Genomic DNA, 16,060 nt, shown 5'->3' on the forward strand with positions numbered 1-16,060 from the left:
ATACTGATAAACTTTACATGGCCAGATAGTTACTAAGCATTATGCAATTGAATATTCCAACATGGCTTACCCTGTTCCGTATTGCCTTAATTCCGTTCTTTGTTTTGGCATTTTACCTGCCATTCCAATGGGCACCGATGTTATGTGCCATTATCTTTATTATCGCCGCTGCAACAGATTGGTTTGATGGTTTCCTTGCCCGTTTGTGGAAACAGACAACACGTTTTGGCGCATTTCTTGATCCGGTGGCGGATAAAGTGATGGTTGCTACTGCGCTGGTACTGATTGCAGAACATTACCACACGTGGTGGATCACACTGCCTGCCGCGACCATGATTGCGCGTGAAATCATAATATCCTCTCTGCGTGAGTGGATGGCGGAATTGGGAAAACGCAGTAGTGTAGCGGTTTCTTGGATGGGAAAAATAAAAACCACAGCACAAATGGCGGCATTGGTTGCTTTATTATGGCGCCCTTGTATTGAATTTGAAGTAGGCGGATTCGTCTTATTATATGCCGCTGCGGTCCTGACGTTCTGGTCAATGTTTCAATATTTGAGCGCTGCATGGGATGATTTGCGTGAAGGGTGATCGAAGTGGCGCAAAAAACAACGAACGAACGAGTTTTATAAATAATTGTGTTGACTCATTTCATGAAGTAAGTAGAATGCAACGCATCGAACGGCACATGAGATTTACAAAAACAAGTTAAGTAAATCAAGTGGTTCGAGGAAAGGCGGGAATAGCTCAGTTGGTAGAGCACGACCTTGCCAAGGTCGGGGTCGCGAGTTCGAGTCTCGTTTCCCGCTCCAAAAAAGGCGCGTTGGCAGAGTGGCCATGCAGCGGATTGCAAATCCGTCAACCTCGGTTCGACTCCGGGACGCGCCTCCAAATTTAGCCCAGGTGGTGAAATCGGTAGACACAAGGGATTTAAAATCCCTCGGCCTTAAGGCTGTGCGGGTTCAAGTCCCGCCCTGGGCACCAAACATAAGTTTACTAACGTCTACTCAAGTAAACTAACTCCTAGAAAGACCTGATAAATCAATCAGGTCTTTTCTTTTTATGTCTACTTTGGTCTATTGCAATCAACATGCACCACGGGGCATAATCGGGGGAACCTACACTTCTATTTTAAAAGTGCCCCCAAAAATGAAACTAAACGCACGACAAATCGAAACAGCAAAACCCAAAGAGAAAACCTATAAGCTTGCTGATGGTGGCGGCCTGTATTTGGAGGTCACTTCTCGCGGTTCTAAATACTGGCGCATGAAGTACCGCCGCCCTACCGATAAGAAAGAAGATCGACTGGCTTTTGGTGTTTATCCTATAGTGTCTTTAGCTGATGCGCGAGCTAAACGGGATGAAGCCAAAAAACTCATAGCCCAAGGTTCTGACCCCAAAGCAGAGAAAAGAGGGGCACAAGCCGAATCAAAAGGGGCACCTCCTTTTGAACAAGTAGCCCGAGAATGGCACGCCAGCAATAAGCGGTGGAGTGAAGATCACAGCAATCGCATTCTGCGCAGCCTTGAGCACTATATTTTTCCTCATATTGGCAAGCTCGATATTTCCACTTTAAGAACAAGCCAACTTTTAGCGCCTATCAAATCCGTTGATGCTGATGGTAAACACGATATCGCCCAGCGATTACAGCAACGTGTGACATCCATCATGCGATATGCTGTTCAGAATGATATTCTTGAATCTAATCCAGCCAATGATATGGCGGGTGCTCTCAGCACAGTAAAATCTAAGCATCATCCCGCATTACCTCATGAACGCTTACCTGAATTTTTGACCCGTATTTCTCGCTATCGTGGGCGTTTGATTACCAGAATTGCATTGGAATTAACTTTATTGACGTTTGTCCGTTCCAGTGAGTTGAGATTTGCCCGTTGGGAAGAACTCGATCTTGAAAATGCTGTCTGGAAAATCCCGGCCACAAGAGAAGCCATTGAAGGCGTTAAATTCTCCGAACGGGGTATGAAAATGAAAACTGAGCATATTGTGCCGCTGAGTCGTCAGGCCGTATCTCTCTTTAAAACCTTGCAGGGTTTGAGTGGAGAATGTGAGGTCATGTTCCCTAATGACCATGATCCAACAAAAGTCATGAGCGAAAGTACCGTGAATAATGCCTTACGTGGTATGGGTTACGACACCAAAACAGAAGTTTGTGGTCATGGATTTAGAACAATGGCGCGTGGTGCGATGGGCGAATCGGGATTATGGAACGATGACGCAATAGAACGCCAGTTAAGCCATGTGGAAAGGAAAAATGTTCGGGCTGCATATATTCATACTTCTAAACATTTGGACGAGCGACGGTTAATGGTTCAATGGTGGGCTGATTATCTGGATGCCAACAGGGAAAAGTACATAACACCGTATGACTTTGCTAAGAAACGCCGGAAATAGATTGATGCAATAACCTAAAATGGTTATTTGTCGAATCCATAAAATAAAGAAACGATCTTTGTATGAAATAACGTACTATTTCAATACCAAGATTTAATGTTATAACTCTGCTTTAATAACCCCTGTTCTAATAACGTCTACAAATATCAAATATGGACAAGCTAACAGGGGTTATATGCTATCTATCAATACATCTAAAGAAAGTCTTATCCGTTTATCAGAAGTTCAGCGCAGAACAGGTTACAGCAAGGCGTGGATCTACAGACTTATTGCCGATGATAAATTTCCGAAGCAGGTTAAAATTGGGTCACGTTCAGTCGCTTTTCTTGAATCAGAAATTGATGGCTGGATAGATCAGCGTATCGCTGAATCTCGCGGCGAGGTAGTTCAATGAAAGTATATGATTCACCTACTGATGAAGGTAGGCGTTATATTCTTGCTGCCTATGGTGAATCCGAGCGAAGAATAAGAGAAGCAGAACGAAGAAGATTAACCAGCATATCAAGAGGACATTGCTATAAATTAGAAAATTTAGGTTTATTTCCCCCTCGCTGCCATTTCGGGCGTAATTCCTGTGGGTGGCTTTTAAGTGATATTTTATGGTGGATACGTAATCCGCCAGTAATAGAGAATATTAATAATCCATACAGCCGAAAAAAACAGTAATTAAATAAAAAATCATGATAAAGAAAAACATGGCTAATAACCGTGACGGGTATCCCTACGCTGAAAATAAGGAATTTGATATCTCAATTAATTACCTAGTGATTTATTGGGGGAAAAAAGAAAAGGGCAGTACTGCGAATACTACCCGTAATTTCCCCATTTTTAGAGGGAAAGTTAACCAGTGGTTTTATTGTTGGTTAGTTCAAGAGTTAGATTCTATACCTCTTGATTGTAATTCTTTGCGGATAATTCGTTTTATCCATGCAGATATAGACTCATCACCATCAATCTTCATTGCTTCCCTCATTGCTTGTTCTAGTTGTGGCTCAACTCTGAAAGCAATTTGTTTGTTGCCTCTCGGTAAATTAGTGTTTGACATATGTAATACTCAAAGGGTATGTTGTTTGTGTCTGACAGTGTATAACACATTTATGTCAACTGTAAAACAACGAAGCCCCGAAGTGCTGCTAACACTATCGGGGCATCTAACCAAACCGTTAGTTGAGGTAACGATTATGGCTGTACAACAGCATACCCAAACTCGCCTTAAATTTATATGCCTAATAGCATCAAGCAATCAACGGCTGGTAGATATTCACCCGGTGCACCTTATCTCCGTTCAGGAGGTAAGACATGTTTAAGATCATTGTCACCATGACAAATCAGCACACAGGCGAGATAAAAAAAGAAACTGTCCGCTACAAATACAAGACCTTGCGTGGTGCGGAGAAAGCCGCCAAAAATATTCGCAGTGTTTGTATGCCAGATGGTGAAACCGTTGATACTGAAATCGTCAGCGTGTACGAGCGCAGAGCGCCGATATCACTGGATCAAGCCATGCACAATACAAGGCTGGCGGCCTCCTTATTTTACGTCATTCTTGAAAAAGCCAAGTCTGAATGTTCCATCGATTTAAATAACCTGATTGCGTTGGCCTGTGATATCAATCAGGAAGTCTATCATGCGCTTCAAGCGGCTGTTTATGAGGAATAAGCCATGAGTCAATCATCTGCATATGGATATAACAGCCGTAAAAATAATGAAGAAATCCGCCCAATAGACGTTATCCATACTGTAAAAAAATCCGCCATGAATCATTGGCAGAGTCTATTGCCAGCCTGTGGCGTTGACGTTCCGGCAAAGGGTAAGCATGGCGTTTGCCCGATATGTGGGGGAACTGACCGCTTTCACTTCATCGACGATCACGGTAATGGCGACTGGCATTGTCGCCAGTGTGATCACCCCAATCACGGTGATGGGCTGGATTTGGTGGCAAGGGCTAAAGGGATTACTGTCTTTGAAGCCGCTAAGTTAGTTTCGGGGGCGCTGGCTCTGCCCTTACCGGAATCCAAGCCCGCCAGAAAGGAATCTCCAAAATCAGAGGCTCCCTCAATAATCGAAAAAGTGAACAGGCTCTTGTCTCAAGCCACGCTTGGGCAATCCAGCTATCTGGCGAAAAAGGGGCTGCAATGCCCCAAACAACGGCTATTGAAAGAAGGGATTTTGTTGCTGATCATCCAGACTCTGAACGGCACTATCACGGGTGCGCAAACCATCAAGCCCAATGGTGAGAAGCGCCTTGTTGCAGGCTCACAGAAAAAGGGAAGTGTTATCCCAGTGTCTGAGATAACCGGCACACCGGATACGTGCATCATTACCGAGGGTTACGCAACAGCTTTAACGGTTAGTCAATTGCATGAGGGTGTGATACTGGCGGCGCTTGATGAAAGCAACTTACCTAACGTGGCCGAACAGGTCAGAGAACGGTGGCCAGACGCGAAGATTATTCTTGCGGCCGATAACGATTGGCACGAACCGGGAGAGCTGGACAAAAACGGCAAACCCAAGAAGAACGTCGGCAAGATAGCGGCAGAAAAGACCGCCAAAGCGATTAATGGCTGGGTAACGCTACCCCCGACAGAGTATAAAGCCGATTGGGACGATTATCGCCAGCGCCACGGCATTGAGGCAGCAAAGCAGGCATTCAGTAACGGGCTATATCAGGTGGGGGAGAAAAAGGCAGTGAACGCAGAAGCAGCCGTGATCCACGAAAATAAGAAAAAAAGTCCCCATCTGGCACAAATGGCCGCCAGTCAACGCGGGGAACTGCTTGCTGAATACTACGGCAAAGTGGCGGTCAATCCTGAAAGTGAGATGGTCTATCACTATAATGGCGCAACATGGGAGACGGTGCCGGACAGTGAACTGCTCCGCGCAATGGTGGCAATCTTCAATCAGCATGAAACCCCTTATAGCCCCAATGGGATCAACAACGCTATCAGCGCCATGAAATTACAAATTCCGGTTATTGGTGAACAACGCCGTGATTTAATTGGGTTTAGTAACGGTGTATATGACTTGTCAGAACAGGTATTCAGGCCACATCAGCCGGCACATTGGCTAATGAACCATAACGGCATTGAATTTACCCAACCTGCGGCCGGTGAAAACTTACAGGCTCATGCCCCTTATTTTTATCGCTGGCTGTCTCATGCGGCAGGTCAGGATAAAGATAAGATGGCGCGCATTAATGCCGCCCTGTTTATGATCCTGGCAAACCGTTATGACTGGCAGTTATTTATTGAAGTTACGGGGGAAGGTGGCAGCGGCAAGAGTGTATTTACGTATATCGCGACGTTATTAGCGGGTGAACACAATACCGCCAGTGGCAATATGAAAGCGCTGGATGAAGCGAGAGGCCGTTATCAATTTGTAGGTAAGAGTTTAATTACGCTGCCCGATCAAGTTAAATATGTCGGTGAGGGGGCGGGCATTAAAGCCATTACAGGCGGTGACCTGATTGAAGTTGACGGGAAATATGAAAAACAGTTTTCCACGATTATTAAAGCCGTGGTATTAGCCACCAATAACGAACCGATGAGCTTTACCGAGCGCAATGGCGGTATTGCCAGAAGACGAGTAATATTCCCGTTTAATATTCCGGTCAAGGAATCAGAAAAAGATCCACAATTGCCGGAGAAAATCAGCCGGGAACTACCGATAATTATTCGCCATTTATTAACCAAATTTGCCGACCAGAATAAGGCCATAAAATTACTACAGGCACAACGGGATTCCAGCGAAGCGTTATCAGTGAAATGCCATTCAGATCCCTTATATCGCTTTTGTGGTTATCTGGTGTCCGCGGATAATATTGCTGGGATGAAGATGGGGAATAAAAATATCAGCCCACGGGTACCGCGTATTTATCTTTATCATGCTTATTTGTTTTTTATGGAAGCGCACGGATTTGAACGGCCGTTAACCCTGTCAAAATTTGGTGATTCAATCCCCAAAATTATGCTGGAGTACCGGAAGGACTATCGAAAAGTCAGGACAAAGCAAGGTTATTAGTATAACGTGGCGTTATCCGAAGAGGCCGAAGAATGGCTTCCGGCAGTGCCTGAGCTGCGCAGAGGTTAACCCCCCAGATAAACTTTTAGTGTTAACTGTACACCCTGTACACCAAAAGGAATAATTACATGATATTAAAGGTAAAAATAAGGTGTATAGTTATCTTTTAACTGTGCACCAACTATACACCTTATACATCGGTTATTTATCGTCAGGGTGAACAGTCGTGCACAGTTGGTGTATATCATGTACACCGCCACAAACTCAGGCAGGACAAGGCATTCAGAGGTAAATGCACAGGGTGTACAGTTGAGAGGGACAAAAAGATTTTCAGGGGAGGTATCTTCTGGCAGGCAAATAAAAGCCGGAGGAATCTAAGAAGATAAATTTAGTGCATCAATTTGTTTTTTTATTAGGGTGCTATCTGAAATTTAAATTAGGTAATTATCTGATTTTATTTAAGCAGAGAGGTTAATCACAATTTTTCTGGTGATCTTTTATTCACGCTGGAATAGATAAGCATTGCTGTTATATCCTGTTTAATTGATGCTGTAATGAGCATCCATTGAAAATCAGATTACAGGAGACAGGAATGTCATATCTCATTTACTTGTCGTTAAAGGGCAAGAAACAAGGCTTAATCTCGGCGGGTTGTTCAACGCCGGAATCTATCGGTAACCGCTATCAGGCCGGGCGGGAAGATGAAATACAGGTATTGCACCTCAGCCACATGATGACACGTGATCAGAACGTCAATCATCTTCCGGTCAGCTTTACCAAACCCATTGATAAATCCTCCCCGTTGCTGGGGTTGGCGATAGACAAGAACGAGTTGCTGGATGCCCTTTTTAAGTGTTACCGCGTAAACCTTGCCGGACAGTTGGAATTTTTTTATGAGATCAAACTGACAGGCGCAACCATTGTTGATTTTTCCTGTCACTACCCGCATTCGATAGATGACAATGACCAGATCCCGTATGAAACGGTACGGCTTGATTATAAGTCGATATCATTCACGCATCGCGCGGCAGGGACAACAGGCTATGCGATATCGCAGTTGCAGGGGCGTGAAGAAGAAAGGCCCCTGCTTTCGGGATTTGATTCTTTGCTGAAAACCGCAACAGAGGCTTTATTCAGCCATAAGTTTACGGTGAAAAATAAAGCTGATGGGAGTGTATGCAGCGATATAGCCTATGGAATAAAAACAAACAAAGGTTCAATAAAAGGTATTTCAAAACAATTAGGTGTTACAGAATATATAAATTCCAAAAAAGAAGAAGATGTTGAAGTCGAATATTTATTTCAAACAAAAATGGGGATGGATAAATGAGCATTTTAAAAACTAAAACTGTTAAAGGTGGAGCTAATACAGATCTTGAGTATGATAAAATATCTCTTAACCAACTTCCCGACATCATGAATAAAATGGGATGGGAAATGGCATCAAAATTAATGCGAGAGTGGTTTAATAGGCCACTTTTTGAAATGGACGATAATTTAAGGAAGAAGTATATTTTAGGAAAAGCAACGGATATACCTAAAGAACATTACAATGATTCAATTGTAAAAATGGAATGGGCATTAAAGTATGAGCGAGTACAAGATGCAATTAATGAATTAATTATTACTAGATTGGGTAACGATAAAAGTAATGGAAGGCTTTTTGGTCCATTATTAGAAAGAAATAAAGAGATGAATCCTTCGTCAAATAAAATTTATATAGGCTATAATGATGACATAATTGACATAGACTTTACCACTCAAATTAACTCTCTGGATTTTGGTGGGAAGTTTGATACTAATGACGATTTTAAGGGAGCTATCGGGGCAAGCAATATGGAGCTTTGTGTCCGAGGATACTATGATTTATCACAGAAAAAAAAGAAATTCTTAGTGGATCAAATAGGTTTTTTCATTAAGGATGCTTATAACTTCTCTGGAGGTCATGAACCGTTAGGTATTTGGGGGCGTGAAGGTATGCTTCCTCTTAGTGAATCTCCTAAGTATTTGACCAGTTTTTTTGGTGAAGAGTGGGGTAAGCTATATAGAGAGTATTACGGGTTTGTTCCGGTTTTTAATAGGGATTTTAGAGAATGGCAGAAAATACATGGTGAAGGTGGAGATTATATTGTTTTCTCAGATGTACATTGGATGGCTCCGCCTGCCCATTTAAAGGTCATGTATGAAAATAGTTAAATACATAAAGCATATCGTAATTACTGCAATTTTTCTATGGTGGTTTTTTTTATCACATGTAACATTCTTTTTTTCATATAAAAACTTTGAAATGAATAATGGTGATTTTATAGCAAAATATTATTATGTGTTACCAGTAAATATCATTGGAATATATTCATGGATTTTTCACTATCAGCCTGAATACGTCGTTCTTTATGATAAAGAATATAATTATATAGGGCAAAGCTCCCCATTTTGTCTCTCAAATGGAATTGCGGGAGGTGAACATATTTTACCTGAAAAGAAACTCATGAGTAAAAATAAATATTACGCTTATTTGAATGTATCTGGTGGTCGTTGTCAGGATGAATACACCATACCAGTGAAAGAAAAAAAATGGTGGAGTCAAATCCTCCAATACTTCCATTTGTAAAGTGTAAGATTTTGTAAATATTCTGTCCTCATGTTTTCGCAAGTTGAGCCTCTGAATGTCAGGGGCTTTTTTATCATTTTTCATGATGTTAAATAGTGTCTTAAGCAGAATAACCAACCGCAAAACACCATGAAAAAGCTACTTGAATTACGCCAGCAAAAGGCAACCTTCACTGAACAAATGCGCTCCCTGCTCACTAAAGCCGAAACTGAAAAACGCTCATTGACCGAAGATGAAGCTAAACAGTTCGACGAACTGCGCAGCCAGTCCGATGCACTGAACGCCGAAATTGCCCGCTATGAGTCAATTGCTGATGAAGAATGCCATCAGGCGAAGATCCAGCCGACCAGTGAAAAACTCAGCAACGACGAACTGCGCCACTATATCGTGACTGGTGAAACCCGTACTTTGTCTACGGGTGTGCCGTCCGAGGGCGGCTATACCGTTATTCCTGAGCTAAACAGGCAGATTATGCAGCAATTGGCGGATGAGTCGGTTATGCGCCGGATCTGTACCCTCAAGACTACGCGCAGCAACGAATACAAACAGTTGGTTTCAGTCGGTGGGGCAGCGGTGGCACACGGGGAAGAGGGTAAGGCACGCGGTGAGACGTCCACGCCGAAGATGGAAGAGGTCAGTATTAAGCTGTTCCCGATCTACGCTTACCCCAAAACCACGCAAGAAATCATCGATTTTAGCGACGTGGATATCTTGGGCTGGCTGACTGCTGAGATTGCCGACACCTTTGTGGATACCGAAGAAACGGATCTTGTCAGTGGTGACGGCAGCAAAAAAGCCAAGGGCTTCCTGTCTTATCCCCGTGATTCCCAAGCCGACAAAACGCGCGCTTTCGGCACCCTGCAAAAGCTGGAGGTCGCCACCCTTGAGGCCGACAGCCTGATTGACCTTAAGTTTTTGCTTAAGAACAAGTACCGCAAGAATGCTGTCTGGGTGATGAACTCCACGACCGCCGCCAAGGTGCAGAAGCTGAAAAACGGCAACGGGGATTATATCTGGCGGGAACGTTTGCAAGCCGGTGATCCCGATATGCTGCTGGGCTTGCCTGTCCACTATCTCGAATTTATGCCGGATAACGTTATCGGTCTGGGTGACTTCAAGCGCGGTTACTTCATTGTTGACCATGAAACAGGCACCCGCACCCGTCCCGACAATATCACCGAACCGGGATTTTATAAGGTGCACACTGATAAGTATCTGGGTGGCGGTTTGGTGGACTCCAACGCAATCAAGGTGCTGGAACTGAAAGCCGGCAAATAAGCGAGAGGGGCACAACGCCCCTTTTCCGTCTTGGAGTCCATAAGATGAAGAATGATTTTGAAATCCGCACCGCCTCCTTGTCAGCGGCAGATAAAAAGCTGGTCGGCTACGCGATCCGGTGGAACAGCCGCTCCCATCTCTTGTGGGATGAGTTCGTGGAACAGTTCGCCCCGAATGCCTTTCGTGCCAGTCTAACGGCGGGTACTGATGTTTTGGCACTTTATGAGCATGATCATATGAACCTGTTAGGCCGCACCACATCCGGCACCTTACAGCTTAGTGAAGATGCTACCGGGTTACGCTTCGAGTTAACCCCGCCGGATACCCAATTAGGCCGCGATGTGCTGACTTTGGTTGAACGTGGCGATATTTCAGGCGTTAGCTTCGGATTCAGGGTATTGAAGGATCAGTGGGATATTGGTCAGGAACCGTATATCAGAACCGTCTTGGAGGCTGAATTACGGGAAATCACTATCACCAGCCTGCCCGCCTACCCTGAGAGCGGCGTAGAGATTGCCAAGCGCTCACTCAATGGGGTTACGCCCCGTGTGGCTGATTTGCGTCATTACTGGCTGCAATTGTCCGAGGTGTAACCATGTGGCCGTTTAAGCGAAGAGCGCCTGAAACCCGTAGTATGACGATGGAGGAGTTTCTTTCTCTGGCGGGCGTATCTAACACTAAATCGGGGGAGCATGTTTCACCGTCCACGGCAGAGGGATTACCCGCCGTGATGAATGCCGTTACTGTCATTAGTGAAGCCGTTGCCTCCATGCCCTGTTACCTCTATCGGGTTGCGCACCAAAACGGCACAGAGTCCCGCGAATGGCTGAGCGATCACCCGGTGGATTACTTGCTCAATGAGTGCCCGAATGACTGCCAGACCCCGTACCAGTTCAAGCGAACCCTGATGCGTCATTGCCTGTTAAATGGCAATGCGTATGCAGTGATTGTCTGGGGGCGGGATGGTCAGCCGCAATCTCTCCACCCTTATCCTCCTTCTGCGGTCGTGCCGCAACGGTTATCCGATCACCGGTTCGCCTACACCATTACCGAACCTTATAGCGGCAAGGTAAAAACCTATTTACAGGAAGAAGTCCTGCACCTGCGCTATGCCACCGAAGACGGCTTTCTTGGCCGCTCACCCGTCACTATTTGCCGCGAAACCTTGGGCTTGGGGCTGGCACAACAACGCCACGGCGCCAGCATTATGAAAGAGGGCATGATGGCGGCGGGGGTAATTAAATCCGCTGATTGGCTGGATGGCACCAAGGGCGCTAAGGCACTGGAAGCCCTCGAACGTTATAAGGGTGCCCGTAATGCAGGTAAGACGCCTATTCTTGAGGGCGGGATGGAGTACCAGCAATTGGGGATGAGTAACCAAGATGCGGAGTGGCTGGCCTCCCGCCGTTTCACCATTGACGATATCGCCCGGATGTTCAATGTCAGCCCGATCTTTTTGCAAGAGTATTCAAACAGCACTTACAGCAACTTTAGCGAGGCATCACGCGCTTTTCTGACTATCACCATGCGCCCGTGGCTTGCCAACTTTGAGCAACAAATCAAGTCAGCCTTGCTGATGGCTTCACCGAAACGGGGGATACGTTATCAGGTGGAGTTTGATACGGCCGACTTACTGCGTGCTAACCCACGGGAACGCTTCCAAAGTTATGAGACGGCGATTAAGTCGGGGGTGATGTGCCCGAATGAAGCCCGTGAACGGGAGGGCTTATCGCCGCGTGAAGGGGGTGATGAATTCAGCCAGGCATGGAAGCAAACCGTCGAAATCAAGCAACCACCGGAGGGCAAGGCATGAGGGCAGGCAGATTGAGACACCGGATCACCCTTCAGAAAAACAAAAGCACACAAGATAAATTTGGTGGAGTAATAAACAACTGGGAAGATGTTGCCGAAGTCTGGGCGGAAGTACAGCCCATTAGTGGGCGGGAACTGGTGGCTTCCGGTGCAGTGTTATCCGAAGCCACTGTGCGTATCTGGCTACGTTACCGCGATGATATCACCACAACAAACCGTATTGTCTATCAGGGAGCCAGCACTCATGGTAAGACCTTTGCCATTATTGCCGTTATCCCAGATCCGAAACATACCCGCTTAGAACTGCTTTGCAAGGGAGGCGTGAAACATGCCTGATATTGAAATCTCCTTAAGTGAAATCAAGCAACATTGCCGGGTGGATGAAAACGACACCCGCGACGATGCGTTATTGATGGGCTATGCAGAAGCCGCACTGGAAGTCTGCCAGCAGCATATCGGCAAGCGCTTTGATAATGGCTTAACTTTCACCCCCGCAATCAAAATAGGCTGCCTGCTTTATATTGGCTTGTTGTATGAAAATAGGGAGATGGCAACCGACCTTGAGCTTAAAGAAGTGCCGTTTACCATCAAATCCCTGTGGTCTGTCTACCGTGATATCGGAGTCTACTAATGCCGTGGCAACCCTTAAAACGTTGTACCTATCCCGGCTGCAAACAGCGGGTAAAATCCGGCCGATGTGATGAGCACAGACGGGAAGCCCGGCGTATGCAGGACAGCAAACGAGGCTCAAGGCGTGAGCGCGGCTATACCCCTGCATGGGATAAATACCGCCTGCAATTCCTGAAAGCTAACCCGTTATGCGTCCACTGCCTTAAGTTGGGTATCTACACCCCGGCAACCATTGTTGACCACATCATCCCTGTTAATGGCGGCAGTGATGTGCTGTTCTGGCCTGACTTCAATCACCAGCCCTTATGCAGTAGCTGCCATAGTCGAAAGACGGTCACGACTGACCCCACGACGAAAGAGAAACGAAAACAGGGACACTACCGGGAACAGGAAGAACGAGCGGCAAGGCGTAATGACTGGATGTATCAATCATGAACGAACAAGAGACCGAACAATTAGTTAAGGGCTTATTAAAGTACGGTGAACGCTATCAGCAATCAAAACAGATTGCGCCTGAGAAGCTCATGGTGAGGCGTACAACACAGCGTGACCGGGAGCTAATGGAATGCTTTCGGAATCGTTGAGAGAGCCTATAGAGGGAGTGGGGGTATCAAAAATGACAAGTACCCCCTTTCGTGGCACCACCGCCGTCCTCAAATTTTTATGCGCGGTACTTTTTTAGATAGCAGTAATTTCATAGGAATCAAAACATTATGGCAAGAGCACCTAAACCCCCGGTTTACTTAAACGCCATCGCCGCCGAGCAATGGAAATCGAAAGCGAAACTGTTAAATGAGCGTGACGACCTCAGCCCGGCAGACTGGAACAACTTAGAGCTGTATTGCGTCAACTACGCGATCTACCGTAAAGCCATTGAAGACATTGAACGGCGCGGGTTTGCGGTGGAAGGTTCACGCGGTGCAGCGACCAGTAACCCATCATTAAAGGCCAAGGCAGATGCGGAAAAAATCATGATTAAAATGTCCTCCCTGCTTGGCTTTGACCCGGTATCACGGCGTAGAAACCCGGTGGAAACGGAGGCAGAGGACGAGTTAGATCGCTTATGAACGTATGGGAACAGTACGCCCTTGATATCCAAAATGGCACCATTCCGGCCTGCAACCGTCTGAAACAGGCGGTGAAACGCTATTATAACGACCGGAATAACCCGCTTTATGTGTTTGACAGCGAGGTTGTGGAGCGTTTTATTGGCTTCTCCCGTCTCTGTCCGCACGTCAAAGGCCACTTACGCGGTCAGCCCATTGTGCTTGAACCGTGGCAGCAATTCGCCTTTGCTAACCTGTTCGGCTTCAAGGTAAAGGCGACGGGGCGCAGGAAATACCGCAGTGCTTACATTCAGGTGCCGCGCAAAAATGCGAAATCCACCGTGGCCGCGATACTGGCGAACTGGTTCTTAGTGATGGAACAGGGGCAGCAGGATATTTACACCGCCGCCGTGAGTCGAGACCAAGCTCGTATTGTGTTTGATGATGCCCGCCAGATGAGCCTGTTATCTAAGCCCCTGAAAAAACGGGTATCCATCCAGCAACATAAAGTGACCTACACGAAGAGTAACAGCTTGTTAAAGCCACTGGCCGCCAAAGCCGCCACCATTGAGGGCACCAACCCCAGTCTGGCGATTGTCGATGAATACCACTTGCACCCTGATAATGCCGTTTACTCTGCCCTTGAATTGGGGATGGGTGCCCGTCCCGAAGGACTCCTGTTTGCCATTACCACCGCAGGCAGTAACGTGATATCCGCCTGTAAGCAGCATTATGATTATTGCTGCCAGATACTGGATGGCGAAGAGCAAAATGAATCCCTGTTTGCCCTGATTTACGAACTGGACGACGAGCACGAGATTGATGACGAATCCCTTTGGATTAAGGCCAATCCCAATCTCAATGTTTCAGTAGACAGTGCATCCTTGCATGACACCATCCAGAAAGCGCGCGGCATTCCCTCACAATGGACAGAGATGTTAACCAAACGTTTTAATATCTGGTGTCAGGGTGAAACGCCGTGGATGGGCGAAGGGGCTTGGAACGCCTGCCAGACAGATTACGATGAAAACGACCTTAAAGGACTGGAGTGCTACGCCGGATTAGATTTGTCTTCAACAGGGGATATTACCAGTGTTTGCTACACCTTCCCCGTGGACAATGAACTGTTATTACTGACCCGTCATTACCTGCCTGAAGCGCAGTTACAGAACCCGGCCAATAAGAACCGGGCGGTGTATCGTCAATGGGCACAAGCGGGCTGGATACGCACCACCGCAGGCGACTGCATTGATTATGACCGTATCCGGGATGACATTCTCAAAGACAGCCAACAGTTTGATATCAAGCTGGTCGGTTTCGACACATGGAACGCCACGCACCTAAGAACTCAGCTACAAGGGGCTGGTTTGGATGTCGAACCGTTCCCGCAAACCTATATGAGTTTTAGCCCGGTGGCTAAATCGGCTGAGGTGTTCGTTAACCGCAAGGTGATTCGTCACAACGGCGATCCGGTTCTCGCATGGGCGATGTCCAATGTGGTGATGGAAACCGACGCAAACGCCAATATCAAGCCGAACAAGAAAAAGTCCGCGAACAAGATAGATCCGGCTATTGCGTTTTTGATGAGTTTTAGCACGTGGCAAATTGAGCATGAAGAGTTTGTATTTAGCTTAAGTGAAGAGCAGCAGCAGCGTCTTAAGGCGTTTAATGGGATATAACGTAAAAAGTTAAGCGGTTTTACTGATTCGCTTATTGAATTTGATAAACCAATTCGTTAAAGTGCTCCCGCCATTGGCAAAATCCAATGGTAAGGTTTCGCAGCCTTGTAAGGATTACCCACTGGTAGTAAGTTCCTCTACCAGTGCGTCTGCTATCACCCTTTCAATGGTGGTTCAGGCGGGGGAGGCTTCGGCCTCGCCGGATGGTAATCCCCGGTACTGCGAACCCTGTCTGAATCACCACCATCAATTATTAATTAATGGAAAGGGGTAGCAGGAATGAATAACGTTAGAAATGACTGGCATCAAGCTGATATTATTGCTGCATTACGCAAGCGTGGTACAACCTTAGCGGCTGTTTCCCGTGAGGCGGGGCTTAGTTCATCTACACTGGCAAATACTCTCAGTAGGCCGTGGCCTAAAGGTGAGTGGATAATCGCGAACTATCTCGGCATACATCCCTCTGAAATTTGGCCTAGCCGATATTTCGATATGAATGGTCAGCTTATCGAACGTAAGGCTCGTAATTGCTGTGTAATTTAGTTTTTATACTGCCAGCATAAATTACTGGCA

At 46.2% G+C, this 16,060-nt stretch carries 17 protein-coding genes, 3 tRNA genes and 2 pseudogenes; all 22 read left to right on the forward strand.

What is annotated here, in order from left to right; genetic code table 11:
• Positions 1-41 precede the first annotated feature (41 nt).
• Positions 42-590, forward strand: a complete 549-nt coding sequence (gene pgsA, locus XDD1_RS07725) for a CDP-diacylglycerol--glycerol-3-phosphate 3-phosphatidyltransferase (protein WP_045970105.1) — start codon at positions 42-44, stop codon at positions 588-590.
• Positions 591-735: 145 nt separating this feature from the next.
• Positions 736-811 (forward strand) — tRNA-Gly (locus tag XDD1_RS07730).
• A gap of 5 nt (positions 812-816) precedes the next feature.
• A tRNA-Cys gene (locus tag XDD1_RS07735) sits at positions 817-890 on the forward strand.
• 6 nt (positions 891-896) lie between these two features.
• Positions 897-983 (forward strand) — tRNA-Leu (locus XDD1_RS07740).
• Between the two features lie 165 nt (positions 984-1,148).
• Positions 1,149-2,411 (forward strand): tyrosine-type recombinase/integrase, encoded by a 1,263-nt coding sequence (locus XDD1_RS07745; RefSeq protein ID WP_045970107.1) that lies wholly within the window; start codon positions 1,149-1,151, stop codon positions 2,409-2,411.
• A 175-nt stretch (positions 2,412-2,586) separates the two neighbouring features.
• The gene (locus XDD1_RS07750; protein WP_045970109.1) at positions 2,587-2,805 is read left to right on the forward strand and encodes a helix-turn-helix transcriptional regulator; all 219 of its coding nucleotides are present in this window, start codon (positions 2,587-2,589) and stop codon (positions 2,803-2,805) included.
• Complete coding sequence (locus tag XDD1_RS18815) at positions 2,802-3,077, forward strand: AlpA family phage regulatory protein (RefSeq protein ID WP_071827249.1); 276 nt, start codon at positions 2,802-2,804, stop codon at positions 3,075-3,077. The genes XDD1_RS07750 and XDD1_RS18815 overlap by 4 nt, the downstream gene beginning before the upstream one ends.
• A 14-nt stretch (positions 3,078-3,091) precedes the next feature.
• Positions 3,092-3,718, forward strand: coding sequence for a hypothetical protein (locus XDD1_RS19635; RefSeq protein ID WP_167541612.1), 627 nt, complete (start codon positions 3,092-3,094; stop codon positions 3,716-3,718).
• Complete coding sequence (locus XDD1_RS07760; protein WP_045970113.1) at positions 3,711-4,070, forward strand: hypothetical protein; 360 nt, start codon at positions 3,711-3,713, stop codon at positions 4,068-4,070. The genes XDD1_RS19635 and XDD1_RS07760 overlap by 8 nt, the downstream gene beginning before the upstream one ends.
• Before the next feature lie 96 nt (positions 4,071-4,166).
• Positions 4,167-6,428, forward strand: a pseudogene (locus XDD1_RS07765) (primase-like DNA-binding domain-containing protein); the annotation flags it as partial.
• A 595-nt stretch (positions 6,429-7,023) separates the two neighbouring features.
• Positions 7,024-7,482: pseudogene (locus tag XDD1_RS19895) on the forward strand (Hcp family type VI secretion system effector); the annotation flags it as partial.
• A 275-nt stretch (positions 7,483-7,757) separates the two neighbouring features.
• Positions 7,758-8,627 (forward strand): DUF6402 family protein, encoded by an 870-nt coding sequence (locus XDD1_RS19900; protein WP_045970117.1) that lies wholly within the window; start codon positions 7,758-7,760, stop codon positions 8,625-8,627.
• Positions 8,614-9,042, forward strand: a complete 429-nt coding sequence (locus XDD1_RS07780) for a DUF6201 family protein (protein WP_045970119.1) — start codon at positions 8,614-8,616, stop codon at positions 9,040-9,042. Before XDD1_RS19900 ends, XDD1_RS07780 begins: the two co-directional genes overlap by 14 nt.
• A 129-nt stretch (positions 9,043-9,171) precedes the next feature.
• Positions 9,172-10,320 (forward strand): phage major capsid protein, encoded by a 1,149-nt coding sequence (locus tag XDD1_RS07785; RefSeq protein ID WP_045970121.1) that lies wholly within the window; start codon positions 9,172-9,174, stop codon positions 10,318-10,320.
• A gap of 44 nt (positions 10,321-10,364) precedes the next feature.
• Positions 10,365-10,913 (forward strand): HK97 family phage prohead protease, encoded by a 549-nt coding sequence (locus tag XDD1_RS07790; RefSeq protein ID WP_045970123.1) that lies wholly within the window; start codon positions 10,365-10,367, stop codon positions 10,911-10,913.
• Between the two features lie 2 nt (positions 10,914-10,915).
• Positions 10,916-12,133: a phage portal protein gene (locus XDD1_RS07795; protein WP_045970125.1), complete on the forward strand. Its 1,218-nt coding sequence runs from the start codon at positions 10,916-10,918 to the stop codon at positions 12,131-12,133.
• The gene (locus XDD1_RS07800) at positions 12,130-12,468 is read left to right on the forward strand and encodes a phage head closure protein (RefSeq protein WP_045970127.1); all 339 of its coding nucleotides are present in this window, start codon (positions 12,130-12,132) and stop codon (positions 12,466-12,468) included. The genes XDD1_RS07795 and XDD1_RS07800 overlap by 4 nt, the downstream gene beginning before the upstream one ends.
• Positions 12,461-12,763: a head-tail connector protein gene (locus tag XDD1_RS07805; RefSeq protein WP_045970129.1), complete on the forward strand. Its 303-nt coding sequence runs from the start codon at positions 12,461-12,463 to the stop codon at positions 12,761-12,763. The genes XDD1_RS07800 and XDD1_RS07805 overlap by 8 nt, the downstream gene beginning before the upstream one ends.
• Positions 12,763-13,197, forward strand: a complete 435-nt coding sequence (locus XDD1_RS07810; protein ID WP_045970131.1) for an HNH endonuclease — start codon at positions 12,763-12,765, stop codon at positions 13,195-13,197. The genes XDD1_RS07805 and XDD1_RS07810 overlap by 1 nt, the downstream gene beginning before the upstream one ends.
• Before the next feature lie 278 nt (positions 13,198-13,475).
• A complete protein-coding gene (locus XDD1_RS07815; RefSeq protein WP_045970133.1) occupies positions 13,476-13,829 on the forward strand; it encodes a phage terminase small subunit P27 family in 354 nt (117 codons plus the stop codon).
• Positions 13,826-15,487: a terminase large subunit gene (locus tag XDD1_RS07820; protein WP_045970135.1), complete on the forward strand. Its 1,662-nt coding sequence runs from the start codon at positions 13,826-13,828 to the stop codon at positions 15,485-15,487. Before XDD1_RS07815 ends, XDD1_RS07820 begins: the two co-directional genes overlap by 4 nt.
• Before the next feature lie 279 nt (positions 15,488-15,766).
• Positions 15,767-16,030 carry a helix-turn-helix domain-containing protein gene (locus tag XDD1_RS07825; protein WP_045970137.1) on the forward strand — a complete coding sequence of 88 codons (264 nt, stop codon included), beginning with the start codon at positions 15,767-15,769 and terminating at the stop codon, positions 16,028-16,030.
• The last annotated feature ends 30 nt before the right edge of the window (positions 16,031-16,060 follow it).

Source organism: Xenorhabdus doucetiae, assembly GCF_000968195.1.
GTDB lineage: Bacteria > Pseudomonadota > Gammaproteobacteria > Enterobacterales > Enterobacteriaceae > Xenorhabdus > Xenorhabdus doucetiae.